Origin of the sequence: Larkinella fluvii (assembly GCF_051857545.1) — a bacterium.
Lineage (GTDB): Bacteria > Bacteroidota > Bacteroidia > Cytophagales > Spirosomataceae > Larkinella.
In genome coordinates, this window is the sequence record NZ_JBPZHB010000001.1 from 336995 (window position 1) to 361399 (window position 24405).

Annotated in this window: 13 protein-coding genes; 6 read left to right on the plus strand and 7 right to left on the minus strand. The window is 52.8% G+C overall.

What is annotated here, in order from left to right:
- The first annotated feature begins 20 nt into the window (after positions 1 to 20).
- From ACS5NO_RS01530 to ACS5NO_RS01545, 4 genes are all read left to right on the plus strand, one after another.
- Positions 21 to 1991, plus strand: coding sequence for a fumarate reductase/succinate dehydrogenase flavoprotein subunit (locus ACS5NO_RS01530; RefSeq protein WP_439413524.1), 1971 nt, complete (start codon positions 21 to 23; stop codon positions 1989 to 1991).
- Positions 1992 to 2081: 90 nt separating this feature from the next.
- Complete coding sequence (locus tag ACS5NO_RS01535) at positions 2082 to 2834, plus strand: succinate dehydrogenase/fumarate reductase iron-sulfur subunit (RefSeq protein WP_150876924.1); 753 nt, start codon at positions 2082 to 2084, stop codon at positions 2832 to 2834.
- A 183-nt stretch (positions 2835 to 3017) separates the two neighbouring features.
- Positions 3018 to 3278, plus strand: coding sequence for a GlsB/YeaQ/YmgE family stress response membrane protein (locus tag ACS5NO_RS01540; RefSeq protein ID WP_439413525.1), 261 nt, complete (start codon positions 3018 to 3020; stop codon positions 3276 to 3278).
- A gap of 101 nt (positions 3279 to 3379) precedes the next feature.
- Entirely contained in the window at positions 3380 to 4048 is a 669-nt protein-coding gene (locus ACS5NO_RS01545) for a TetR/AcrR family transcriptional regulator (protein ID WP_439413526.1), read from the plus strand.
- Positions 4049 to 4425: 377 nt separating this feature from the next.
- Here ACS5NO_RS01545 and ACS5NO_RS01550 read toward each other — a convergent pair whose 3' ends face one another.
- The 7 genes from ACS5NO_RS01550 to ACS5NO_RS01580 form a co-directional block, all read right to left on the minus strand.
- Positions 4426 to 5520 carry a hypothetical protein gene (locus tag ACS5NO_RS01550; protein ID WP_439413527.1) on the minus strand — a complete coding sequence of 365 codons (1095 nt, stop codon included), beginning with the start codon at positions 5518 to 5520 and terminating at the stop codon, positions 4426 to 4428.
- Positions 5517 to 6164 (minus strand): ABC transporter ATP-binding protein, encoded by a 648-nt coding sequence (locus ACS5NO_RS01555; protein WP_439413528.1) that lies wholly within the window; start codon positions 6162 to 6164, stop codon positions 5517 to 5519. Before ACS5NO_RS01555 ends, ACS5NO_RS01550 begins: the two co-directional genes overlap by 4 nt.
- A gap of 10 nt (positions 6165 to 6174) precedes the next feature.
- Complete coding sequence (locus tag ACS5NO_RS01560) at positions 6175 to 7530, minus strand: vanadium-dependent haloperoxidase (RefSeq protein ID WP_439413529.1); 1356 nt, start codon at positions 7528 to 7530, stop codon at positions 6175 to 6177.
- 150 nt (positions 7531 to 7680) lie between these two features.
- Positions 7681 to 11046, minus strand: a complete 3366-nt coding sequence (locus ACS5NO_RS01565) for a VCBS repeat-containing protein (RefSeq protein WP_439413530.1) — start codon at positions 11044 to 11046, stop codon at positions 7681 to 7683.
- Positions 11047 to 11085: 39 nt separating this feature from the next.
- Positions 11086 to 14442: a VCBS repeat-containing protein gene (locus tag ACS5NO_RS01570; protein WP_439413531.1), complete on the minus strand. Its 3357-nt coding sequence runs from the start codon at positions 14440 to 14442 to the stop codon at positions 11086 to 11088.
- Between the two features lie 153 nt (positions 14443 to 14595).
- A complete protein-coding gene (locus ACS5NO_RS01575; protein ID WP_114409966.1) occupies positions 14596 to 16077 on the minus strand; it encodes a RagB/SusD family nutrient uptake outer membrane protein in 1482 nt (493 codons plus the stop codon).
- Positions 16078 to 16110: 33 nt separating this feature from the next.
- Positions 16111 to 19242: a SusC/RagA family TonB-linked outer membrane protein gene (locus ACS5NO_RS01580; protein WP_114409965.1), complete on the minus strand. Its 3132-nt coding sequence runs from the start codon at positions 19240 to 19242 to the stop codon at positions 16111 to 16113.
- A 534-nt stretch (positions 19243 to 19776) separates the two neighbouring features.
- On the opposite strand from ACS5NO_RS01580, the gene ACS5NO_RS01585 reads away from it, so the two are divergent.
- Both ACS5NO_RS01585 and ACS5NO_RS01590 read left to right on the plus strand, forming a co-directional pair.
- Entirely contained in the window at positions 19777 to 22722 is a 2946-nt protein-coding gene (locus ACS5NO_RS01585) for an FAD-binding and (Fe-S)-binding domain-containing protein (RefSeq protein ID WP_439413532.1), read from the plus strand.
- Positions 22719 to 24395, plus strand: a complete 1677-nt coding sequence (locus tag ACS5NO_RS01590; protein ID WP_114409963.1) for a hypothetical protein — start codon at positions 22719 to 22721, stop codon at positions 24393 to 24395. The genes ACS5NO_RS01585 and ACS5NO_RS01590 overlap by 4 nt, the downstream gene beginning before the upstream one ends.
- The last annotated feature ends 10 nt before the right edge of the window (positions 24396 to 24405 follow it).

The window sequence follows — 24405 nt, forward strand, 5'->3', positions numbered from 1 at the left end:
GTATTGAACCGTATCTGTCTATGTTAGACGTATTAGAAGAGAAAGAAACCGGGACGAAGCTGGAGTCTAAGGTTCCGGAAGGCCCCCTCGCTGAAAAGTGGGCGAAGCATAAATTTAATCTGAAGCTGGTCAATCCGGCCAACAAACGAAAATACGAGGTCATCGTGGTCGGCACCGGGCTAGCCGGAGCCTCAGCAGCGGCTGCACTCGCCGAACTGGGCTACAACGTCAAGGCGTTTTGCTTCCAGGACAGCCCCCGCCGGGCGCACAGTATTGCGGCCCAGGGCGGTATCAACGCGGCTAAAAACTACCAGAACGACGGTGACAGCGTTTTCCGGCTGTTCTACGACACCATCAAAGGCGGTGACTACCGCGCCCGCGAAGGCAACGTTCACCGGCTGGCCGAAGTCAGTGTCAGCATCATCGACCAGTGCGTGGCGCAGGGTGTCCCCTTCGCCCGCGAATACGGTGGCGCCCTGGCCAACCGCTCCTTCGGTGGTTCGCAGGTGTCCCGGACGTTCTACGCGCGGGGCCAAACCGGCCAACAATTGCTGCTGGGTGCCTACAGCGCCCTGAGTCGGCAGGTAGCCAACGGAAAAGTGAAACTGTATCCGCGTACCGAAATGCTCGATCTGGTGATTGAAGGCGGTAAAGCGCGCGGAATCATCACCCGGAATCTGGTTACGGGCAAAATCGAATCGCATTCAGCGCACGCGGTTTTGCTCTGTACAGGGGGCTATGGCAACGTCTTCTATCTGTCGACCAATGCCATGGGTTCCAACGTAACGGCAGCCTGGCGGGCCCACAAAAAGGGCGCGTTGATGGCCAATCCGTGTTTCACCCAGATTCACCCGACCTGTATTCCGGTGAAAGGAAACTACCAGTCGAAACTGACGCTGATGTCGGAATCACTGCGGAACGACGGCCGGGTTTGGGTGCCCAAAACGAAAGAGATTGCCGAGAAAGTCCGGAAGGGCGAAATCAAGGCGAAAGATATCAAGGAAGAAGACCGCGACTATTTTCTGGAACGCCGGTATCCGTCGTTCGGAAACCTCGTGCCGCGCGACGTCGCTTCCCGCAACGCGAAAACCGTCTGCGACGAAGGACGGGGCGTTGCACCGACGGGGCTGGCGGTTTACCTCGATTTTGCCGATGCGATCAAACGGGACGGTCGGAAGGTGATTGAAGCCAAATACGGTAACCTGTTTGAGATGTACGAGAAAATCGTGGATGACGATCCGTACGAAACGCCGATGAAAATTTACCCCGCCGTTCACTATACGATGGGCGGTTTGTGGGTCGATTACAACCTGATGACGAACGTTCCGGGCCTCTACGCCCTGGGCGAAGCCAACTTCTCCGATCACGGTGCCAACCGTCTGGGCGCATCGGCGCTGATGCAGGGACTGGCCGACGGTTATTTCGTTATTCCGTATACCCTGGGCGATTACCTGGCGACGATCGGTCCGGCGGACAAAATCGCGGTCACGCACCCGGCTTTCAAAGAAGCGGAGCAGAATGTGCAGGAAACGATTGCCCGTATGCTGGCCATTAAAGGTGAGAAAACCGCCGAGGAATTCCACCGTCAGTTGGGCCACATCATGTGGGAATACTGCGGAATGGCGCGGAATGCCGAAGGATTGAAAAAGGCCAAGAAGATGATTCAGGAGCTGAAAAAAGAGTTCTGGAGCAATCTGCGCGTCACCGGCACCGATCTGGAACTGAATCCGGCGCTGGAACAGGCTTCCCGCGTGGCTGATTTCATCGAACTGGGGGAACTGATGGTCGACGATGCATTGAACCGGAACGAATCCTGCGGAGGACACTTCCGGGAAGAATACTCGACTGAAGACGGTGAAGCCAAGCGTGATGATGAAAATTACACGTATGTAGCCGCCTGGGAATACAAAGGCCCGGGTCAGCCCGAAAAACTGCACAAGGAAGAGCTGAAGTTTGAAACCGTCAAGCTGACACAGCGGAGTTATAAATAAGGGTTTAACGTTTGGGGTTTAACGTTTAAAGATCGATCCGGCAGGCATCCTCTTTAAACGTTAAACCTTAAACCTCAGACATAAAAAGAAATGGATATTGCCTTAAAAGTCTGGAGACAAAAAAATAGCCAAACACCAGGCAAAATGGTGGACTATAAATTGTCGGATATTTCGCCGGATATGTCTTTCTTGGAAATGTTCGATGTGTTGAACGAAGACCTGTCGCACAAAGGCGAAGAACCGGTTGCGTTCGATCATGATTGTCGGGAAGGAATCTGCGGATCCTGTTCCATGTACATCAACGGTCGGCCACATGGTCCGCAAACCGGCACCACGACCTGTCAGTTGCACATGCGGAGCTTCAACGACGGCGACACCATTGTGGTGGAACCCTGGCGGGCGCGGGCTTTCCCGGTTCTGAAAGACCTGATTGTGGATCGCGACGCCTTCGACCGCATTGTGCAGGCTGGCGGCTATGTGTCGGTCAACACGGGTTCGGCCCCGGATGCCAACGAGATTCTGATTCCGCGCGAAGTGGCTGACGAAGCCATGGATGCGGCCCAGTGCATTGGTTGCGGAGCCTGCGTAGCGGCCTGTAAAAATGCGTCGGCCATGTTGTTCGTAGCCGCGAAAGTGTCGCACCTGGCGGTTTTGCCACAAGGCCAGGCCGAACACCAGTTGCGCGCTGAGCGCATGGTCGCGCAGATGGATGCCGAAGGATTTGGAGCCTGTTCATTCACGGGCGCCTGCTCGGTGGAATGTCCGAAATCGATTTCATTGGATCACATTGCCCGTCTGAACCGCGAATACCTGGGCGCCAAACTGGCTTCGAATAACGCGTAGATTTCGATTTAAAAGCAAAATTCAAACGCCCGGCCATCATGGTCGGGCGTTTTTTGTTACCAATTCAGGTAAATTATAACATGATATGTGACTTCAGAAGGTATTCTGCGTCTGGATTAAACAAGCCACTTAACGGAGTGGCCGCAAGCAATTCACCGTAACTATACACATCGCTCTGAAGTCATGGGAATCCTCGTTACAATTTTAGTGGGTGCCGTTGCCGGCTGGCTGGCCGACCTGGTTTTCAAACGGTTTTCGTTTTCAATCTGGCTCCAGATTTTAATTGGTATCGCCGGGAGTTTTGTCGGCAGTTGGGTGTTGGGCGATGACTTGCAGGTCATGTTCGGCCTGCCCGACCTGCTTGCCCGTATCCTGACGGCTTTTCTGGGAGCGCTGGTAATTCTGGGTATTGTGGCTTTCTTCAAAAGTAGACAGAATAGCTGATCGGCTTATTTTAGTCGGATCGGAAGATTTCTGTAACTACTATGTGACTTTTCCCGACGTCCTGCGTCTGATTAGTGACTGAAAGCTAACAATCTTTACCAATGGAAAAAATCAAACGCAATCGTGCGCAGACTTCGCAGAGAATCATCAATGCCCTGGAAGATGTTATCGCTGAAAAAGGCATTGACGGAATCGGAATCAACCGGATTTCCGAAAAAGCGGGTGTCAGCAAAGTACTGATCTACCGCTATTTTGGTGGGTTAGATGGCTTGCTAACGCATTACATCAAAATGGGTCGCTTATTCCCGTTACTCAGTCCGGCTACGCTGGAGCAACTGCGCCCGGTTCATGAAAATGATTTATCCAAACTCTGGTACAAACAGCTCATCCATACCTACCGGTTTTTCCGGCAATTTCCGGCGGCTTTTCAGGTATTGAAAGCAACCGTGGCCGAAACCAGTCCAATGGCTGACGAAGCCAGTGCGGCTTACGATGAAGAGCTGTCGCGTATGGTAGGGCAACTGGCGTACATCAAAGGAGCCGACTACCAGGCGGTTTCGGCCATCATGGCCGGCGCGATGTCGTATCTGACGTTGCTGTCAAAAAATAACCGTACCATTGTTGGCATCAATTTGGCCACCGAAGAGGGCTGGAATCGGGTTGAGGATGCCGTACGGGTGATCTATACAGCTCTGAACCGGATGGCGGTTCAATCAGAAAAAGTGTCGCTCGAGGTGCATCAAACCGGCATTCCTACTAATTTCTGGTAATACGTAGATTCACCCCAGTTGAAACTAGGGGCTACAAGATGCGTCATCCCTACGGGATTTTAAATCATCCCCGGTTGAAACCAGGGCTACAAAATGATTCATCCCTACGGGATTATCAAGATACGAATCCCGTAGGGACAGATCATTTTATAGGGGTGAATTTTAACCCGCCGAAAGGGGGGGCAAGTCCACCGAATCCCGTAGGGATGAATCATTTTGTAGTAGGGTTAGAACCTGCCGAAAGGGTTGTCAAACCCACCGAATCCCGTAGGGATGGATCATCCTTGTAGAGGTTTTTAACCCGCCGAAAGGGTACGATCAAGTCAGCGAATCCCGTAGGGATAATCGATTGAACGTTTCTTGGACATATAGGTGCGTTAATCTTCCCAGGACGAACGGTAATACGAGCGAATGAACAAAACCGCAGCCGTCACCAAACTGGTGGCGGCCAATCCCCATATGGGTAACCGATACATGATCAGGAGGAAGCACCCGATGAGGGGCCAGAAGAGCTGCGACATAAACCGGTCGCGGGGCTGATGGCGGGACAGCAGTGCGGCATATTGCAGGAAAAGCAGACTGAGGCCCCAAAGCCACACGCCAAGTATCGCCAGAATCGTGACGTCAGCCGGGTGATTTTTCAGCAGCAAAACCGCTTCCGGGCTGATTACCAAAGCAAGAATTCCTGTATACCGTAGAAACCGGCTGGAAAGAGAGAATGGTACATTCCGGAGCAGCAGCAATTGGGTGGCTTCAAACTGGTATAGTTCGAAGATAATTCCGGCGTGTAAAGCCGCTGACAGCAACATTCCCAACGACAGCAACCGGATGTCGTACTCGTCGGTAGGATACACAGCCAGTACACCAATCGTCACCAGACAGGAGCCAACCTTGGTTAGAAACAGCGTGGCCGGTTGTTCGCGGAAAAGATAGCGGATAAAAAAGAGGACGTAGGGCGTGGTGAACCGTTGCCGAAGCCAGGCACCAATGTGGCCCGCAAACTGCTCCGGATTGGGATGTCGCAACGCCCGTTCCACAAACGGAAGTGGCAAAACCGACAGCAGGCCAAGGAACACGATTAGCCCGGCATTGGCGGTTGTTGTACCCTGCTGATGGCCAACCCAGAGCATAAAACCGCCATAGAAAACGACGGGAGCCAGCAACTGAAGGTGCAGGAAATACAGAATGGCGACCCGTTTGAAAGACGGAACAAGCCAGAAAAGCTGGAGTAGATCGGTTTTCTGGAAAACCTGTAAACTGAACCGGATCGTGTAAACCGAATAGATTGCCCAAATAATGCCGTAAGCGGCCAGAAAGGCCCGGTCGTGTAAGGCGTAACTCGCCAGTGCAATGTGTTCGGATGAACTCAGAAATCCGAAGGCCAGCATCATCACGACCAGAAACAGACCGGTGTTTTGCAAATAGAATTGCCTGACAATCAGCTTTTCCGGTACGTTCCACAAAGCACTCATAAACCGGCGGGCTGGGTGATGGATTCCAGTGTCTGATTCTGAACAACCCACACGGAATCGACCGGCAGTTCAGCAGCATCGACGTCCTGGTGCGATGACAGTAGAAAGCTGATGCCTTGTTCCCGGCTTTGCCGAATGCGGTCGATCACGGCTTTGGTGGTCGCATGATCGAGGGTAATCAATGGTTCGTCGAGCAAAATCAGGCTGGGTTTTCCCAGAAAGGCCAGCACCAGCGACGTCTTTTTGAGCATGCCGCTTGAATAGGTTCCGATGGGGGTTTTGATGAAATCCCGGATTCTGAACAGGTCGATCAATTCATCAATTTGTTGCGTCGGCGCTTGTTTGGTCGTTGCCACCCAGCGGATCAATTCCCAGGCCGTCAGAAATTGAGGATACAGCGGTTCGGCTTCCCCGTAATTGACCCGAAGCCGGTAGTCGACTGGTTGCTGCCGAATGTCATACTTTCCCCCTAGAACCAGACTTCCGTCGAAGGGCAGTAACCCGGCTACCGACCGAAAAAAGGTCGTTTTTCCGGAGCCATTGCGACCCTTCAGCCAGTGAATGCCCGGAGGGAAATCCGCCTGCGGAATCGCCAGCACCAGCCGGTTGTGGTATTCTTTACGGAAATTCCGGACGGTGAGCATAGATTCCCGGTTACTTAGGCGCCACCGCCACCTCTTTCTTCGAAGTCAGTTTTTCCACCACGTATTCACCCACTTTTCGCCCCTGGATGTTACCGAGTTCCAGCGCATCCCGGAAGTGAATACCGCCGTATAACCGGCTATAAGAGGCTTCCACGGCGGCTTCCCGGAACGATTTAAACGAACGAACGCCGTGGCCGTACGGATTTTCGGTCGAATCGGTGAACGCGATGTTGTCGCCGTAGAGAATCGTCAGCACCTCGGCGGCTGCGGCCGAAATAACACTGTGTCCGCTGGTATATTCCGGAAAAGGGGGCGTTTGCAGATACGGCGTCCACTTCGGATCGATAAATTTGTTGATGACAGTTTCGGGCCGGATGCGGTTGCTGCGGTATTTTTCGTCCCAGCAACTGATAAAACCGTCGGCTAACGCAAAGGACGTTAACGTATAGGCTTGTACCGTTTGGGCAAAATTGGCCTTTTGCTGACGGGATGCCGTGGCTGCGATGGCCAGCCAGTGACCGCCCGGCGTCATTTTTTTGGATGCATACGAAACGTGACCGGCGACGTTCATCACGAAGGCGTTATCGTCCCAGAAAAAAGCAATTTTCCGTTCTTCCTCGGTTTGGCGAAGGCTCATTTGGTAGACTTCATCGGCCAGTTTATAAAAAGGACTCCCTTTCGTCATGTTGTACGGAATGGCCGGTGGAGGAATAAACTGCGAGCAGGTATCCATCACCCAGCAGCGAATCTGCATCCACTTCGGCTCGGCGGCTTCCATATAGGCCGGGGGCGTCGGCACCCAGGTTCCTTCGGCATTGGTCACGGTATGCTTGAATCCGCGCGTTTGCTTGTACGAGTCCTTGCCCGCAAACTCCATGATGTGTTTGGCCACCGCTTCGCCATACGCCATCGAACGTTCCATCACGTCGTCGGGAATGCCCATGGCTTTGTATTGCTCGTAAAAGTCTTTTTCAAAACCGTCGAACATGTCCCCGGAAAATGTCAGGTTCCGACCGACCGTCAGAAAAGCCCGGGTGCTGGCCAGCGGAAAGCAGTATTCCTGACCCGGTTCCGGTTTGGGAGGGGCGGTAAATTTCCGGAGTTTGCCCGCCAGCGATTCATAACCCGGCTGGCCCGGTAACATGGCTTCGTAACCGGCCAGGTTGGCATACCCATAAATCCGGCTGGCGACCGGTGGTGAGAAAATATCGTGAATGATCACGTCGGTCAATTGCTTGACACACTGGTGATAACGCTCCGGTTCAGCGGCTTTGGCATTGTATTCTTCTGGAGTGGCATTGGGTTGGCAACCGGCAAAACTCCATAGGCTACCAAGAAATAAAACCCACAGGATTCGATTTTTCATAAAGAACGCTGGCAATTAATGGTACAAGAGGACTACAAATTTACCTTAAAAAAAGTATATCTGATGCGCAGACCTATGATTTCCGTCTCTTCAATGATGGACGATGAATGAGCTGGCGCAAGTAATTCATCGTCCATCATTCATAATCCATCATTTCTTATAGAATACCTGAATCGTCGTATCGTTGCGGGCCACCAGCCAGCGTAGCGTCCCCGCTGCCCGAATCGGTTTGATATCGCGCACTTCGCCGTCGAGCCAAAAACCGCTGACAACCGGTGAAAGCGCGGTAAATCGGGCGGTATTGCTGGTCGTCTTGCCTTTGTTTTTGAGAATTAATCCGTAGTTGGCATCGTAACGACCCTGATAGGTGCTGACGCCGTAAAAATTACCACCTGCCAGGATGTCGGGGTAGCCGTCGTTGTCAATGTCATCGCTTCGGAGCGCAAACAGTTTGGAAACCTGCGCCAGCATCGGCAGTGGGTGAACCACAAAACGCCCGTCACCGGTGTTTTCCAGATACACCGAGGCAAACTGGTTGACTTCGTATTCGTCGGCTCCGTCCAGTTCTTTTTTCTCGAACAAATCCTCAACCGGTTTTCCGGCAAACGAGGTGTAATTGGTAAACCGTTTGTTGATAATGCCGGGCATCTGTTTGCCCAGTTCATCCTTGAAATTGACGGGATACCAGCCTTTTCCGTCGCGCTGGTAGGCCAGAAGCTGCTCAATGCTGCTGTTATTGTCAAAATCCTTCACCCACATTTTGAGTCGGGGTTCGGCCTGTTTGATGAATTTGGTGTTCAGCCCCAAATTTCCGGCCACCAGATCCAGATCACCATCGCGGTCGAAGTCAGCGGCAGTCAAGCACTGCCAGAAACCGTTCAGGGACGTCTTCTCGTCGGCAATGCGTTGAACCGCTTCCAATTTACCGTTCTGATTGGCGAACACCCGAATCGGCATCCAGTCGCCAGCCACCACCAGGTCGAGGTCTTTATCCTGATCATAATCCATCCAGAGGGCGTCGGTCACCATCCCGGCTTGGCGGAGTTCGGGCGCAAGCTGGTCGGTTTTGTCCGTAAAACGCCCCTTGCCATCGTTGATCAAAAGATACGAATTCGGAATTTTCCCGTAGGCAAAAGGAATAACCCGCCCCCCCACGAACAGATCCAGATCGCCATCCTGATCCAGATCGACCGGACGAACGCAGCTTTTGTTGGTGTACATGGGCGGCAATCCGTTCGAGCGGGTGAAGTTTCCCTTGCCATCGTTCAGATACAGCCGGTCGAACTGTTCGGGCATTTTCTCGAAAAACTCATTGCCGCCCGAAACCACGTATAAATCCAGATCCTTGTCGCCATCGGCGTCGAAGAAAACCGCATCGACATCCTCGTACGTCGAATCGACCCGAAATGCCGGTTGGTTACTTGGCAAAAACCGTCCACCGGGCTGCTGAATCTGCAAACTGCCGGCCTGCCATTTGGCACCAGCCGCGTAAAAATCGTCCAGGCCGTCGCCATTGACATCGCCGACCGCCAGCTTCGGCCCTTCCATCGACACCTTGAACGGCATCAGCGATTCCCGAACAAAATCAAAATACGTGTTTTCCTGGTGTTGGTACGCCATCGGCGACTGGCTGGTGATGTCTTCAAATAAGGGTTTTGGATCGGGAGCCGTGAACCGGAAACTGCCAACGTCCTGCTGAGCCGCCGATTGCTTCAGCGTCAGCGTTTGGTTGGATTTCACGCCGGTTTGAATTTCCATCTTCTGGTTCGGCCAGATCACGATCAGCGAGTCAACCGTGGCGGTTTCGCCCAGTCCGAACGTCAATACCGGCTCCACGGACGATTGAAAACCGCGCGTAGGCATCAATTGCTGGAGTTGCAGACCGGTTTTTGTTTTCAAGACGACTTTGGCACCCACGCCAAAAGTGTTCGCTGACTCGCCCTGAAGCTTGATTTTCAGATAGGTGTGGGTTGGAAATACTTCATTCGCCTGATTCTGATAGACTCCCGCCGGATCGTTGATGTCGTTGGTTACCAGATCTAGATCGCCGTCGTTGTCCAGATCGGCATATACCGCGCCACTCGAAAACGTCGGTTTTTCGAACCCCCACGCCAGCGATTTATCCGCAAATTTTAGCTCTTTCGACCCCTGATACAGGTAATTATGTACCTTGCCTTCGGGCATTAGCGAAATTGCTTTTTGATCGATGGCTTTGGACGTTTCCATCGCATACCGCAGCGAATCGTCGGAGGCATATTTCACGTAGTCGAGGTCGTTGGGCCGCCGGACGATGCCGTTGGAGATGAACAGGTCCTTGATGCCGTCGTTGTCGTAATCGGCCAGCAGGGGCGACCAGCTCCAGTCGGTGGCAGCGATCCCGGCCATCGCCCCGATTTCCATGAATTTCTGGCCCGACTGGCTGATTTGCAAACAGTTGCGGCTATACTGATTCATGTATCCAAAACTCAATTTGTAGAGGTAAATGTCCAGCGGATCTTCACCCAGCGACATTTTTTCGACCCGTTCATCTTCGGGATACATGTCGAGTGTGACCACATCCGGGTAGCCATCATTGTTGACATCCGCCACATCGTTCCCCATCGAAAACCGGCTGGCGTGGGCAAATGCTTTTCGGATGCTTTCCGTAAAACCGCCTTTGCCGTTGTTGAGGTAATAGTAATCGTCTTCGTGAAAATCGTTGGAAACGTAAATGTCTTCCCAGCCGTCGTTGTTGAGATCCGCCACCGAGATGCCCAGGCCGTAGCCCATAGCCGCGCCGAAAATCCCGGCTTGCTCGCTGATGTTGGTAAAACGAGCCTTCGGATTTTTTGTGCCATTGCTAACCAGTTCATTCCGGTACAGGTAATCGCCCGATTCGTTTTGCCGCAAATTCCGGGCCGTGACGCGGTCGTAACTGCGGGAGGTATGCACGGCGTGGTTGAGTAAATACAGGTCCAGATCGCCGTCGTGGTCGTAATCAAAGAAAGCCGCCTGGGTCGAAAAACCGGTAAAGTCCAAACCGTATTCGGCGGCTTTCTCGGTAAAGGTGCCGTCCTGATTATTGATATACAGTTCATTGGAGCCTTCCAGTCCTTTGAAGTTGCCGACCGCGCACACGTAAATGTCCAGCCAGCCATCGCCGTTGACATCCGCCATCGTTACGCCGGTTTGCCAGTCCGAAAAACCCTCGACACCAGCTTTGTCGGTAATATCTTCAAATTTTAGCCCGCCCCCCTTATTCTGGTATAGCTTATTCTTCCCCTGATTCGAAACGAAATACAAATCCGTCAGGCCATCGTTGTTGAGGTCGCCAGCCGCCACACCCGCCCCGTTGTAAAAATACAGGTAGTCGATGATGTTGAACTGGTCCGTATTGCGGACCTGATTGACAAAACCGATGCCCGTCCGGGTCGAATCCAGAACCTGGAACAGCGGTTTTTCGGAAGAACTATTCAGTTGTTTACAGCCCGTAAAGAACAATGTTACGGCCGCAAAAAAGATACTAATTCGTTTCATAGGTTGATTTCTGAACCGGGATTAATCAGAAAAATCAGCTTAATCCCGATTAAATACTTGCACTTTATCCTTATTTTTCCCCAACACAAACTGTCCCTGTTTCAGACGCACGAGTTGCCGTACCTGCCCGTGGACAATGAAGCCGGAAACCGCCGGGTCGAGGGGCTTCCAAATGCCGTTGCCTTTTCCGAGCAGCACCAATCCGTAACTGGCATCATACCGGCCAATTTCCGGCAGAACGTCGTAAAAATTTCCGGTTAATACTAAATCCATCTTTTTGTCGCCATCGACATCCGCGATTTCAATACCGCAAACCGGCGAGAACTGCGCTTCTTTCGGCAGGGTCTGAATGGTGAATTTTCCTTTTCCATCGTTTAGCATAACTACCGATTCGCCCGTGTACGCCCGTTGCACCACAGCACTCTGCAACTGTTTTTCGTCCAGAATTTCGTTCAGTTTCTTGCCTGCGTAATCCGTAAACTTGAGGTATTTCTTTTTAATAGAAGGCATTTCTTTCTGCAAATCCTGCTTCAACACCATCGGATACAAGGTTCCGGTTTCGTCGGCGCAATTGATGATTTGCTCCAGGCTGCCATTTTGGTCAAAATCGGCCGTGTAGAGTTCCGCCGGGATTTTGGACGTTGCCTTGATCCGGGAATTAAGTCCCAGATTGCCGACCACAAGATCAATATCACCATCGCCATCGACATCCCCGGCTTTGACGCAATTCCACCAGCCGGAAGCCGGGGTAGTCGAATCCGCCAGTTTCGGCGTTTCAGAAGTGGCAAGTTTCCCGCGCTGGTTTTGAAAAACCGTAATCGGCATCCAGTCGCCGACCACGATCAGTTCGGGATAACCGTCGCCGTTCAGATCAGCCCAACTAGCATCGGTCACCATACCCAACTGATCAGCGTTCGGCAGGTAGCGCCGGGTGTAGTTCTTGAAATTGCCGGTGCCGTCGTTGGTCAACAGATAACTCGCCGGATTGAAACCGTATTTTCCCGGAATCAACCGGGTGCCAACAAACAGATCGATGTCGCCATCGCGGTCATAATCGGCAGCCGCGACGCAGGAACCGCTGGCTTTCAGATTCGGCAAACGGTCGTCGCGGACAAAACCGCCTTTGCCGTCGTTCAAATACAGTCGGTCGAGCAATTCGTCGGCTTCGGCTTCAAACTCGTTGCTGCCCGAAACAACATATAAGTCAAGGTCTTTATCGCCATCGGCATCGAAGAAAACCGCATCGACGGCTTCGTAGGTCAAGTCCTGTCGCAATACCGCCGGGGTTTTATCCACAAATCGACCGTTGGGCTGTTGATAAAACAGATGATGCGGTTTTCCGAAGGCCCCGCCAAAAAACACATCATCCAGCCCGTCGCCGTTGACGTCGCCCGTCGCCATGGCCGGGCCACCGGTCGAGAGCATTTGTTTCAATAATGGGTCGCGGTTATAATCCACAAACGGACTTTCCTCGTGGGTATAATCCAGGCCGGAAACCGTGGTAATATCCTGAAAAAGAGCCGGTGAGGGTACTTTGGCTTTCCAAGTCGCAGTAGCTTCCTGCTGCTTCAGCGTCAGCAACTGATTGGCTTTGGGCTGGTGGAGGGTTTGCATTCGGTCGTTCGGCCAGACCACCGTTACGGAATCGATCACGTTGTCGGTACCCAACCCAAACAGTAGATTCAGATCAACGGACGACTGAAAACCGCGGTTGGGCATTTGTTGCAACACCTGCATCTGGTCTTTCTGGTACAAGAACACTTTCGCACCGATGGCATTGCGGTTTTTGGCCTCACCCACCAGTTTGACCCGCAGGAAATTGCTTTTGTGGTTCTCGACCGATAAATTTTTGAAAACCGATACCGGGGAGTTGACGTTGTTGACCACCAAATCCAGATCGCCGTCGTTGTCGAGATCGCCGTAAGCCGCGCCGTTCGAGAAATTCGGTTCGCCCAGTCCCCAACTGTTGGCTTGGTTGGAAAAGTTCAGGTTGCCATCGTTTCGGAAGGCGTAATTGGGAATGGGTTCGGAGGGCGCTTTATCCAGAAACTCCTTGAAGTTGAAAGCGCGCTGACGGGCAATCTGGGCCATGTTTTCCCGGTCGGCCAGGAAATGAATAAAATCCTGATCGGTCACCTCTTTAGCAATGCCGTTGGCGACAAAGATGTCTTTCCGGCCGTCATTATCCATGTCGAAAATCAAGGCGCCCCAACTCCAGTCGGTCGCATGAACGCCCGAAAACCGGGCGATGTCGCTGAACATTGGAGTGGCGGTTTTTCCGCTTTTTGCGGGTTCGTTGCCCTGGTTCAGATGCAGCATGTTCTGCATGTACTGGTAATGGAAATCCCGCGACAGTTTGATTTCCTGCAGGTCGTAATTCTCGAAGGACGAATTCTTTTTCAAGCGAACATCGTTGCCCGGCAGCATATCGGTCACGAAAATATCCAGCCGGCCGTCGTTGTTGATGTCGGCCACGTCGGCACCCATCGACGACAGGCTCAGGTGCGGCATGGCGTCTTTCACCGACTCCCGAAAGGTGCCGTCGTGGTTGTTGAGGTAGAGGTAATCCCGTTCGTAAAAATCATTCGAAATGTAAATGTCCAGCCAGTTGTCGTCGTTCACATCGCCGATGGTGATGCCGAGGCCAAAACCGATCAGGCTGCCGTAAATCCCGGCTTTCTCGCTGACATCGGCAAACCGCACACCGTCGTTCCGAAACAACTTATGACCACCCAGTGAATCGCGTTCGGAACGAATGTTGGCGTAGCCCAATTTCCCGACGGGCATGAAGCTGTTGTTGAGCAGATACATGTCCAGATCGCCGTCGCGGTCGTAATCGAAAAAGGCTGCGTGGGTCGAAAAACCGTGGTCATTCAGGCCGTAGTCGGCGGCTTTTTCGGTGAAGGTCACCATGCCATTTTTGCCAATCCCGTTGTTGATAAAGAGCTCATTGCCCCGGTCGTCGCCGGGGCGGATACCGGCGTTGCAGACGTACAGATCGAGCCAGCCGTCGCCGTTGACATCGGCAAAGGTCGCGCCGGTGCTCCAGGCGCGTTTGCCGGCGACACCGGCTTGGGCCGTAATGTCCTCAAATGCCAGCGAAGTGGCACCCGGTTTTCCCTGGTTGAGATACAGGCGGTTTTCGCCCATGTTGGCGATCAGGAAGACGTCCGGATAACCGTCGTTGTTGACATCCCCGATGGCGACGCCCCCGCCGTTGTAAAAATTCCGGTAGTTAAAAATGTTGAACTCCGGGTCGTCGACGACCGAATTGGTGAAATTGATGTGGGTTGTTTCCGGCGATAGTTTTTCAAAAAGCCGCTCTTCCGATGGCGTATCCGCAGCACCACAACCGACAAGAAAACCTATTACTAAAAAGAAAACCAGATAGCGCATGAACCGTAGCGAACTGTCGAATGAGGTCTTAAAGATACTCAATAAATTGCTTTTGGTTGGCGGTTTTATCCTATTGAACGCCAATACTCCGGGAATGGATTAAAACAGAAAAAGCCCGGAAACCCCGGGCTTTTTACAGGAAAAGGCTTTTCACTAATTGTAACCTGGATTTTGCTTTAAGTTGGGATTCAGCGAAATCTGATCCCTCGGAATGGGGAACAACTCCCGGTATTTTTCCGAAGCGGGTTTGAAACGCCATGCTTTGGTGAACTGCCCAAACCGGATCAAATCCTGACGGCGGTGGTATTCCCAGGCCAGTTCGCGGCCCCGCTCGGCCAGAATTTCATCCAGCGTGAGTTGGGCGGCTGTGTAGTCGGGAACGCCCGCCCGTTTCCGGATCACGTTGAAATCCGCCAGCGCATTGGCCGTTCTGCCCAGCCGGAAATTGGCTTCTCCGCGCATCAGATAGACATCACCCAACCTGAAAATAACGAAGTCGTTACTCATGTCATTGGTGGTGTTGTTTCGCTGAATCTCGTATTTCTGGCTCCGGGCTCCGGCCAGACGACCCGCGGGACCCGCCGGCATTTCGAAAGCCGGGATTTCGGGGGTGATCACCATCGGGATGCCATCGTCGTCCATGGGTGCGCCGGTTGCGTCATACTGCTGTCCAACGATCCACATTTTCTTGCGCAAATCCTGCGCCGTGAACGAGTTGTAAAACTCAACCACGGTTGCATAGCCATTCCAGGGAGAAGCCGGGAGGTTATAAGTCAACTGGTGCTTGTAGTGCAGGGTCGCCATATGGACATTGAATCCACCCCGTTTCGAGTTATCGAAAGGCGTAGCCAGGATAATTTCCGGTGAGTTCTGGTTCTGCACTTTGAAGTTGTCCAGCAAATCAGCCGTCAGGGAAAACTTACCCGACATAATAATGCTATCACAACGGGTAACCGCATCCGCCCAGCGAGCCGTACCGGTATAGACCTGCGCGTTCAGATACATCTTCGCCAGAATCATGTTGACCACCGGTTTATTGAAACGGCCATAATAGGCACCGCCCACGGTTGAACTCAATTTGGGATACACCTCCAGCAATTCCTTCTCGATCCAGTTAAACACCTCGGTCCGGGTTTTCTGAGCCGGTGTGGAGGTTCCCACCTGATCGGCGATGATCACATTGCCGAACATATCCATCGCCTTGTAGTGGAAGAAAGCCCGCAATGCCCGAAGCTCGGCTTTCACGTTTTCGTCCGTAATGGAACCCAGTTGCTGGTTGATGGACGTGATGTTGTTGTAACACCAGGTCCAGGGGCCGTTGAACTGGCCGTTGTCGGTCGTCGGGTCCCAGGTATGCTGATAGAGCCGTTTCCAGTTATCGCCGTCTTTCCAGTCACCACCCCGCGTCGGAACAATTTGTTCGTCCGTCACGGCGTTCAAACCGGCACTGTTGCCGTAATAATCGGCCAAACCGCTGTAGAGTGGACCGATCAGCGCGGCTTGCTGGGCTGCTGTCTGGCCAAACTGGTCGGTCGGAATGACGTCGTAGGTTTTTTCGTCGAGGTCCGTACAGGCCTGGCCTGCCAGCAGCAGAACCAGGCAGACGCCCCAAACTCGTATGGTTGAATTAAACATCTTCGTAGTTGGTAGTTAGTTGATTAACAACGGTCAAAACGTCAGGTTAAGGCCCAGTTGGAACGAACGGGTTTTGGGATAGATATTGCTAAAGTCCATCCCGATGTTGTTGGGTGCCTGGCTTTCGTTCTGCAAATCCGCTTTCACCTGAAGTTCAGGATCGACCCCTTTGTAGCTCGTCAGCGTGAACAGGTTGTTGCCACCGAGGTAGACCCGGGCGGCCGACAGGTATTTGCCGCCAGTCCGGATGTTGTACCCAATTTGCCAGTTATCCAGACGGGCGTAGGTTCCGTTTTCGAGCCAGTAAGTCGACAACACGTTGGTGCTATATCCACTCGGAAGATCCGCTACGCCTTGCAGCATGTTGGTTTCCAGGATCGACCCCGGAATCAGGAGGTTCGAGCGCAGGTTGTTCAGGATTTTGTTACCAAATGAACCCCGAATCTGGAAGTTCAGGTCGAATCCTTTGTACGTAAACGTATTGATGAACGAACCGGTCAGGAACGGTTGCGGGTTGCCCTGAGCGACGGGATTTTGACTGGCAATCCCGGCTGCGGCATCGGCATCACTCACAGAGGTAGTCGGCTGGTCGCCCGTCCCTGGTTTCAGCAGCACTTTGCCATCGGCGGTATAATCCACAAACGTTGGCACGTTGTTGAATTCACCCAGCGGACGACCCGGCCAGAGGTAGGATGCAAACACATCCGACAGACCACGGCCACCAAACGCGTTGAAACGGATCAGACCGGAGTCGAACTCGTCGCTTTTCAGGTTGACAATCGTGTTCTTATTATAGGCTCCAACGATGCGGGAAGTCCAGCTAAAGTTTTCTTTCTGAATGAGGTCGCCCCCGAACGACAGCTCGATACCCCGGTTTCGCATGGTGCCTACGTTGGCCCAGATGAAGTTAGTGAAGTACTTAACCCCATCGGCCGGCACCGAATACCGGTACAGCATGTCTTTGGTCGTCTTGCTGTAAAACTCCAGTGTACCTGAGAAACGGCCATTCAGCAACTGAAAATCCAGCCCCAGGTTGGAGGTCGTCAGCACTTCCCATTTCAGGTTCGGATTGGCATTCTGGGTAATCCCGTAGCCCGGCAGGAAGTCGGCCACCCCACCATCGTAGTAAGTGCCTTTCTGGCCATACAACTGGAGCGACTGGTACGGTTTCAAGCCTTCCGAGTTCCCGGTTTGTCCCCAGCCAACGCGCAGCTTCAGGTAGTTCAGGGTGGTCGATTTCGGGAAGAAATCTTCGTTCGTCAGCGTCCAGCCTGCGCCCACCGATGGGAAAAGTCCCCATTTGTTGTTGGCCCCAAATTTCGAACTTCCATCGCGCCGTACCGTTGCCGTCAGGTTGTACTTGTCGTTCATGTTCACCGTGGCCCGGGCGAAGAAAGAAGCGAGCGTGGTGGCATTCCGGTAGGAGGTCGCATAGTTGGACGCCGGACTCAACAGCGTACCGGCCCCCAGCCCCAGATTGTCATACGAGAGCGTATTGGTCAGAAACTGGGCGTTACGGGCCTGAAAACCGTCATAAACAATGTTCTGGTAGGAGTAACCGCCCAGTACATTGAAGTTGCTGTTGTTTTGGCCAAAGGCTTTGGTATACGTCGCGGTCAGTTCCAGCAGCTTGTTGTTGACCTGATCCATCTTCCGGTAGGCTTCGCCATTGGTCGTCTGGAAGGCCTTGATGCTGCGGTCGCGCGAGCGGCTTTCGTCGGTATTCTCATTCTGGAATGCGCCGTTTACGCCCAGCGTCAGCCCGTCGATGATCTCGTAGCGCAGGTTGACCCCACCGATCAATAACCGCTTTTGCTGATCGAAGCGCTGGTTGTTGAGCATGGCAACGGGGTTGAATAGGTCGAAACTGCCGCCTACTTCGTAATAACCGCCCACGTTGTTGGCGCCCGTCGGATCGGTAATGGGCAGGGTTGGCAGGAACGTAACCGCCCGGGCGATGATGGCATCGTCGTTCAGTTTGGAGTTGGTGTTGGTTACCGACAGATTATACTGGATGTTCAGGCGGTTATCGAGCGCCTTCTGATCCAGGTTGATTCGGGCCGTTACCCGATCAAAACCCGTGTTTTTGATGATCCCGTCGCGGCCAATGTAGTTGAGAGAACCCCGGTAACTGAAGGCGGGTGACCCCCCCGAAATGGCCAGATCGTGGTTGGTCGTCACGCCCATCCGGGTAATTTCCTTCACCCAGTCGGTGTTGTAGTTGCCGGCCGGAAAGCGGAGCCGGTCCAGACTCAGTGTGGAGTCTCCTTTCAGGGTACTGACGGCGGCCCGATAACCGGGGCCATCCAGCAAATCCAGTTGGTTCGAGATGGTTTCAACGCCGATGTAGTTGTTGAAGGTGATCGTGGTTTTGCCGGATTTTCCGCGTTTGGTCGTCACGATAATGACGCCATTGGCTGCCCGTGAACCGTAAATAGCGGCTGCGGAAGCATCTTTCAGGACGTCCATCGACTCGATATCGGTCGGAGAAACCGTCTGAATGGGAACGCCGATCACGCCGTCGACCACATACAGCGGATCGCTGCCACCCGCCAGCGAGGTGTAGCCCCGCAAACGAACGGTCGGTGCCTGGTTGGGGTCACCCGAAGGCATCGTAATCACCAAACCGGCTACTTTACCCTGAATGGCCTGCAGCGGGTTGGGAACAATACCAGGGTTGAACTCCTTGGCGGTTACCTGCTGTACCGAGCCGGTCAGGTCTTTGCGTTTGGCCGTACCGTATCCGACGACGACGACTTCTTCCAGCGATTTGGTGTCGGAGGTCAGAACGGCGTCGACAACGGTGCGGTTGCCCACCGCGATTTCCTGGTTTTGCAGTCCGATGAAGCTAAAAACCAGCGTGGCGTTGTCAGGAACGTTGGTGAGGGAATATTTCCCGTCGGCGTCGGTATTGGTGCCGCGGGTTGTTCCTTTGATTTGAACAGTAACACCGGGTAGTGAAACCTTGTCTTCCGACGATGTAACGGTTCCGGTGACCGTCCGCTCCTGAGCAAATGCCTGGCTGAAGCCCAGGCTGAGAATGAACGCAAATGACAACAGAAAGGCTGGGAGCAACGCTTTCTTTCTGACTTGAAACACCCGGTATTGGCGCGGGCCGTTTACTTCTTTACGTTCATGATTGAATCTGATAAAGTGATCCATCATAGGTTAACAAATTAGAATAGGTGAACTGAAATTGGTAAGCAGATGCAGAACCATGATACAATGAAATTTCAGCACAGTACAAATGAGGAAAACCCAATCAATCAGTAGGGTTACTGTTCGACCGGGTCTCTGTCTTTTTTTGCGTATAATAGTACCGTGATGAGATTTTATAGAACATATTTCTGAACTGATTGAACAAATTACAATAAATAATATTTATAATACAATGGTGATCGGCTTAAAATTATTTAATGAATACGGGTTGTAATTAAAAAAAGAAAGAGGTTTGGAGGGGGGAGCGACCGGACGGTATTCTAAATGGCATAGCAATAAGCAGTTGGACAAGCTAAAATCCTCGTTATGAAAGGCTTCGGCTTAGGGTTGGGGAGAGATAAAATAGCATTATTTAAATACAGATTGCTGTCTGGTATTTGCTGGTTTTGGACTGGATACTGGAAAAATTTGTACCTTTAAGGTCAGGAACCCGATATTTTTTGCAAACAAACTTTGATCCGGTCCTGGACGAAGACTCTTATGGTCAATCAGGAGACGCTACAACAACTTTCTGCCCAGTTAGATGGTGAATTTTACACCGATTCCACCCAACGGACGTTATATGCAACCGATGCGTCGGCCTACCGCGAAATGCCGCTGGCGGTCGCCATTCCAAAGTCGATCGATGACCTGAAAACGCTGATTGCGTTTGCCCGTGAAAACCGTACCTCGCTCATTCCGCGTACGGCCGGTACCTCGCTGGCCGGGCAGGTGGTCGGCAACGGAATTATCGTCGATGTTTCCAAAAACTTTACTAAAATCCTCGAAATCAACGAGCAGGAACGCTGGGTGCGCGTGCAGCCGGGCGTGGTTCGCGATGAATTGAATTTCTTTCTAAAACCGTATGGCCTGTTTTTCGGACCGGAAACCTCGACGGCCAACCGGGCGATGATCGGGGGCATGGTCGGGAATAATTCCTGTGGCTCCAACTCGGTTGTGTATCGCTCGACGCGGGAGCATGTCCTGTCCGTCAAAGCGCTGCTGGCCGATGGGAGCGAAGCCGAATTTGGCGCTTTGGAAACCGCTGCGTTTGCCCAGCAGATCGACGCGGGTAGGCACAAAAATGGCAGTGCGTCGCTGCTGGATAAAATTTACCTGAAAACCAACGAAATCCTGGCGAATCCGGACAACCAGTCCGAAATCCGGCGGCAGTTTCCCAAACGCAGCATCGAACGGCGAAACACGGGTTATGCGCTGGACGAACTGCTGGAAACGGCCCCCTTTACAGAAGGTACCGAGCCGTTCAACTTCTGCAAACTCATTGCCGGTTCGGAAGGAACCCTTTGCTTTCTGACCGAAATCAAGCTGAATGTGGTGCCGCTGCCTCCCAAAGAACTGGGACTGGTGTGCGTGCATTTCAACAACGTAGATGAGTCGTTGCGGGCTAATCTGATTGCGCTCAAATACCAGCCCCGCGCCGTCGAACTGATCGATCATTACATTCTGGAGTGTACGAAAGACAACATCGAGCAACGCAAAAACCGCTTCTTCGTTCAGGGCGATCCGGGCGCCATTCTGGTGGTGGAACTGGGTGCGACCAATCGGGAAGAGATTGCGCAGCGCGCGGTCGAAATGGAAGCGGAAATGCGGGCAGCCGGTTTAGGCTATCATTTCCCGGTATTGTACGGCGAGGATGGTAAAAAAATCTGGACCTTGCGGAAGGCGGGGCTGGGGTTGCTGGCGAACCTGCCGGGCGATGCCAAAGCCGTTGCCGTGATCGAAGATACGGCCATCGACGTACACGATCTGCCCGACTACATCCGTGATTTCAACGAGATTCTAACCAAACACAGTATGTCGGCGGTGCATTACGCCCACGCCGGTTCGGGCGAAATTCACCTGCGCCCCATCATCAACCTCAAAACCGAAGAAGGTCACCGGCAATACCGGATGATTGCCGAAGAAATTGCCCGGCTGGTGAAAAAATACGACGGCTCGCTCTCGGGCGAACACGGCGACGGACGACTCCGGGGCGAGTTTATTCCGCTCATGGTGGGGCCGAAAAACTACGAGCTGATGCGGGAACTCAAGCAGGCCTGGGACCCGTACGGTATTTTCAATCCCGGCAAAATCGTGGAAACACCCCCGATGGATACGTTCCTGCGGTATGAAGCCGGGCAACAAACCCCGGATTTCAAGACATTTTTCCGGTTTCAGGATCAGACCATTCTGCAACACGCCGAACAGTGCAACGGCTCCGGCGATTGCCGTAAAACCGAAATCTCGGGCGGAACGATGTGTCCGAGCTACATGGCAACCCGCAACGAAAAGGAAACCACCCGGGCGCGGGCTAATATCCTGCGGGAAATGCTGACGCTGTCGCCGAAAGAAAACCGCTTCGACAACGAAGAGATTAAAGAGGTGTATGACCTCTGTCTGGCCTGTAAAGGCTGCAAGGCCGAATGTCCGTCGAATGTGGATGTGGCCAAACTGAAAATGGAGTTTCTCCAGCATTACCACGATGCCAACGGCGTGCCGGTGCGCAGCCGGCTGATTGCCAATTTTGCGAGTTTGTCGGGGCTGGCATCGCTGGTGCCGTGGGCGTATAACGCGGTGCTGGGCACCGAATCGCTTCGGCGGGTGGCCAATCGGGTGATCGGGTTCCACCCCGACCGGACGATGCCGCTGTTGCACAGCACAACGTTGCGGAAGTGGGCGAAAGGCAGTGAAAAAGGCGCCGGAACCGCTGGACGGGTTTACCTTTTCTGCGATGAATTTACGAACTACAACGATGTAGAAGTAGGCAAAAAAGCGGTTTTGCTGTTGAAAAAACTGGGCTATGAGGTGGTCATTCCCGAACACGGCGAAAGCGGACGGGCGGCTCTGTCGAAAGGCTTGTTGCGGCAGGCTAAGCGGCTGGCCGAAAAGAACGTTGAGCTGCTGAAGGCGTTGATTACGATTGAAACCCCCTTGGTGGGGATCGAACCGTCGGCAATTCTGACGTTTCGGGATGAATACCCGGATCTGGTCGATGAGTCGATGGTGGCCGATGCCCGGCGGATTGCCGAAAGTGTGCTGACTTTTGAGGAGTTTATTGCCCGCGAAATCGACAAGGGCGCTATTTCGAAAAGTGCGTTTACGACTGAAAAACGGTTGATCAAACTGCACGGACACTGTCAGCAGAAAGCGGTATCGTCGCTGGTACCGTCGAAGAAAATGCTGTCGCTGCCCGAGAATTATACCGTACACCTGATTCCGTCGGGCTGTTGCGGCATGGCCGGGGCGTTCGGTTACGAAGCGGAGCATTACGACGTATCGATGAAAATCGGAGAACTGGTCTTGTTTCCAACAGTTCGTCAGCAAGCAGAGGAGGTCATCATTGCCGCAGCCGGAACCAGTTGCCGCCACCAGATCAAGGATGGAACGGGGCGCAAGGCCAAACATCCGGCCGAAATACTCTACGAAGCTTTAGCGATGAAGTCATGAAAAATCGATTCCTGTGGCCGTTGACGGGGATTTTCCTGATGATTGGTTCCGGTCTGGCGCTTACCTACGACCTGCCGTTGCGGTATGATGTAACCTTCGGCGACGAAATGACTTACCTGGCTTCCAGCCTGACCTACACCTTTCCGCCTGCGCCCTATCTGGCGCAGTGGGGATCCTTTTATGCGGCCTGGCTGAAGGCCCTGCAGGCGTTTACCAATGACACCCTGGTCTTGTTTTACCTCAACTGGCGGTTGTTGATCCTCATGACCGGGTCCTTGCTGTTTTTGTATCTTTACCTGCGGAAGTCGGGATTTATCGTCAGTCTTTTCTGTGCGCTCTGCTTTCAGTTTTCAGCCCTGAATGTACAGCTTGATCCCCGTATTTCGGCTTTTACGCTCTGTCTGATTATGGGAGGCTTGTGTGTGGTGCAGGCCTGGGAGTGGTCGACGAGGAATGTATTGCTGATTACTGCCCTAACAGCTCTCGTATGTTCCTATGTTCGGCCGGAGTTTTATATTTCCATGATGACCGCGGTTGTCGTGGCCATTGAAACGTATTTTCCCCGGAAATACCGCAGCCGGGAGCTGACCCTGAATTCTTTTTCCGGCCTGTTGAGCTTCGCTGTGCTGGTAATCGCCATGCGATTGCTGTTTGGTAATCCTTTGGGGCAGAGCCAGGAAGGTACTAACCGCAGTTTCGACGCGTTCGTTCAGCACTTCAGCATCAATTACAACACCTGGAATAACCGGCCCATCGACATTCCGATTCCGGATCAGTTCAAGTTGGTTGCCAATGTGTTCGGGCGTGATGTCAAGTCGATGAGTGCGGCTTTTTTTGTCCATCCCGACTTGGTTCTGAGGCATTTATGGACGAATGTTGTCAACACGGCGACCGCGGAGTTCCGAATTTTGAACGGTTTGTTTTTCAAAACACCCTTGATGAACCTGAACTCGCCCTACCGGAAATGGTGGTTGTTGGGTTTGCTGGTGATTGTTGTATTCGGTCTGCTCGATTTGTCGGGCACGTTCCGGCGACTGGCTACCAAATCCATCCGGCTGAACAGCAAGGAACTGGCTCTTTTTATTTTGCTTTTCCCTTCGATAGCATCCGTGGTGCTGGTTTTTCCGCGAAATCATTACCTGTATTTCCACGCCTTCGGCTTGATTATCATCGTTGCTTTTCTATTCGGATACCTCAAATTACGCATCGTTCAGTCATCGGTCTGGATGGGAAGTCTGGCGAGCCTGATGATGATCTGGGTGATTTACCAGACTGTCCGGCAGCAGGAAGAACTCCGCCCTACGCCGGTGGCTGACAACATCCGGTTTATTCAGGCGCTTTCGATGAATGGGCCGGTATCAACGCTGGAACGGGACTGGTATCGGGTGTTTCTGTATAGCCAGGAACAGAAACCGCGCTGGGTTCCGGTAGAATCGTACCAACCTAATACCGACTTTGGACAGTTTTTAAACGAGAAGAACGTCAATTTCATCCTGATGACAAAAGATATGCAAGCGTATTTTGACGGCGATCGCGGTTTTGCCGCCTTCATGTCAGGAGAGGATGCCAATCAGTTTGTTCGTCTGGAAGCCCCGGAGCCGGGCAGTTATTTGCTGGTTCGCCCGGAATTGCTGTCGAAACCACCGACGGTTTCGGCCTTGTTGGAGAATTAATATCGGAAAG

Excerpts from the sequence above, each read along its gene's own strand:
- ACS5NO_RS01550 (WP_439413527.1), bottom strand. The coding sequence starts at position 5,520 with ATGAGTGCTTTGTGGAACGTACCGGAAAAGCTGATTGTCAGGCAATTC.
- ACS5NO_RS01580 (WP_114409965.1), bottom strand. The coding sequence starts at position 19,242 with ATGATGGATCACTTTATCAGATTCAATCATGAACGTAAAGAAGTAAAC.
- ACS5NO_RS01555 (WP_439413528.1), bottom strand. The coding sequence starts at position 6,164 with ATGCTCACCGTCCGGAATTTCCGTAAAGAATACCACAACCGGCTGGTG.
- ACS5NO_RS01545 (WP_439413526.1), top strand. The coding sequence starts at position 3,380 with ATGGAAAAAATCAAACGCAATCGTGCGCAGACTTCGCAGAGAATCATC.
- ACS5NO_RS01565 (WP_439413530.1), bottom strand. The coding sequence starts at position 11,046 with ATGAAACGAATTAGTATCTTTTTTGCGGCCGTAACATTGTTCTTTACG.
- ACS5NO_RS01540 (WP_439413525.1), top strand. The coding sequence starts at position 3,018 with ATGGGAATCCTCGTTACAATTTTAGTGGGTGCCGTTGCCGGCTGGCTG.
- ACS5NO_RS01575 (WP_114409966.1), bottom strand. The coding sequence starts at position 16,077 with ATGTTTAATTCAACCATACGAGTTTGGGGCGTCTGCCTGGTTCTGCTG.
- ACS5NO_RS01590 (WP_114409963.1), top strand. The coding sequence starts at position 22,719 with ATGAAAAATCGATTCCTGTGGCCGTTGACGGGGATTTTCCTGATGATT.
- ACS5NO_RS01535 (WP_150876924.1), top strand. The coding sequence starts at position 2,082 with ATGGATATTGCCTTAAAAGTCTGGAGACAAAAAAATAGCCAAACACCA.
- ACS5NO_RS01530 (WP_439413524.1), top strand. The coding sequence starts at position 21 with ATGTTAGACGTATTAGAAGAGAAAGAAACCGGGACGAAGCTGGAGTCT.
- ACS5NO_RS01570 (WP_439413531.1), bottom strand. The coding sequence starts at position 14,442 with ATGCGCTATCTGGTTTTCTTTTTAGTAATAGGTTTTCTTGTCGGTTGT.
- ACS5NO_RS01585 (WP_439413532.1), top strand. The coding sequence starts at position 19,777 with ATGGTCAATCAGGAGACGCTACAACAACTTTCTGCCCAGTTAGATGGT.
- ACS5NO_RS01560 (WP_439413529.1), bottom strand. The coding sequence starts at position 7,530 with ATGAAAAATCGAATCCTGTGGGTTTTATTTCTTGGTAGCCTATGGAGT.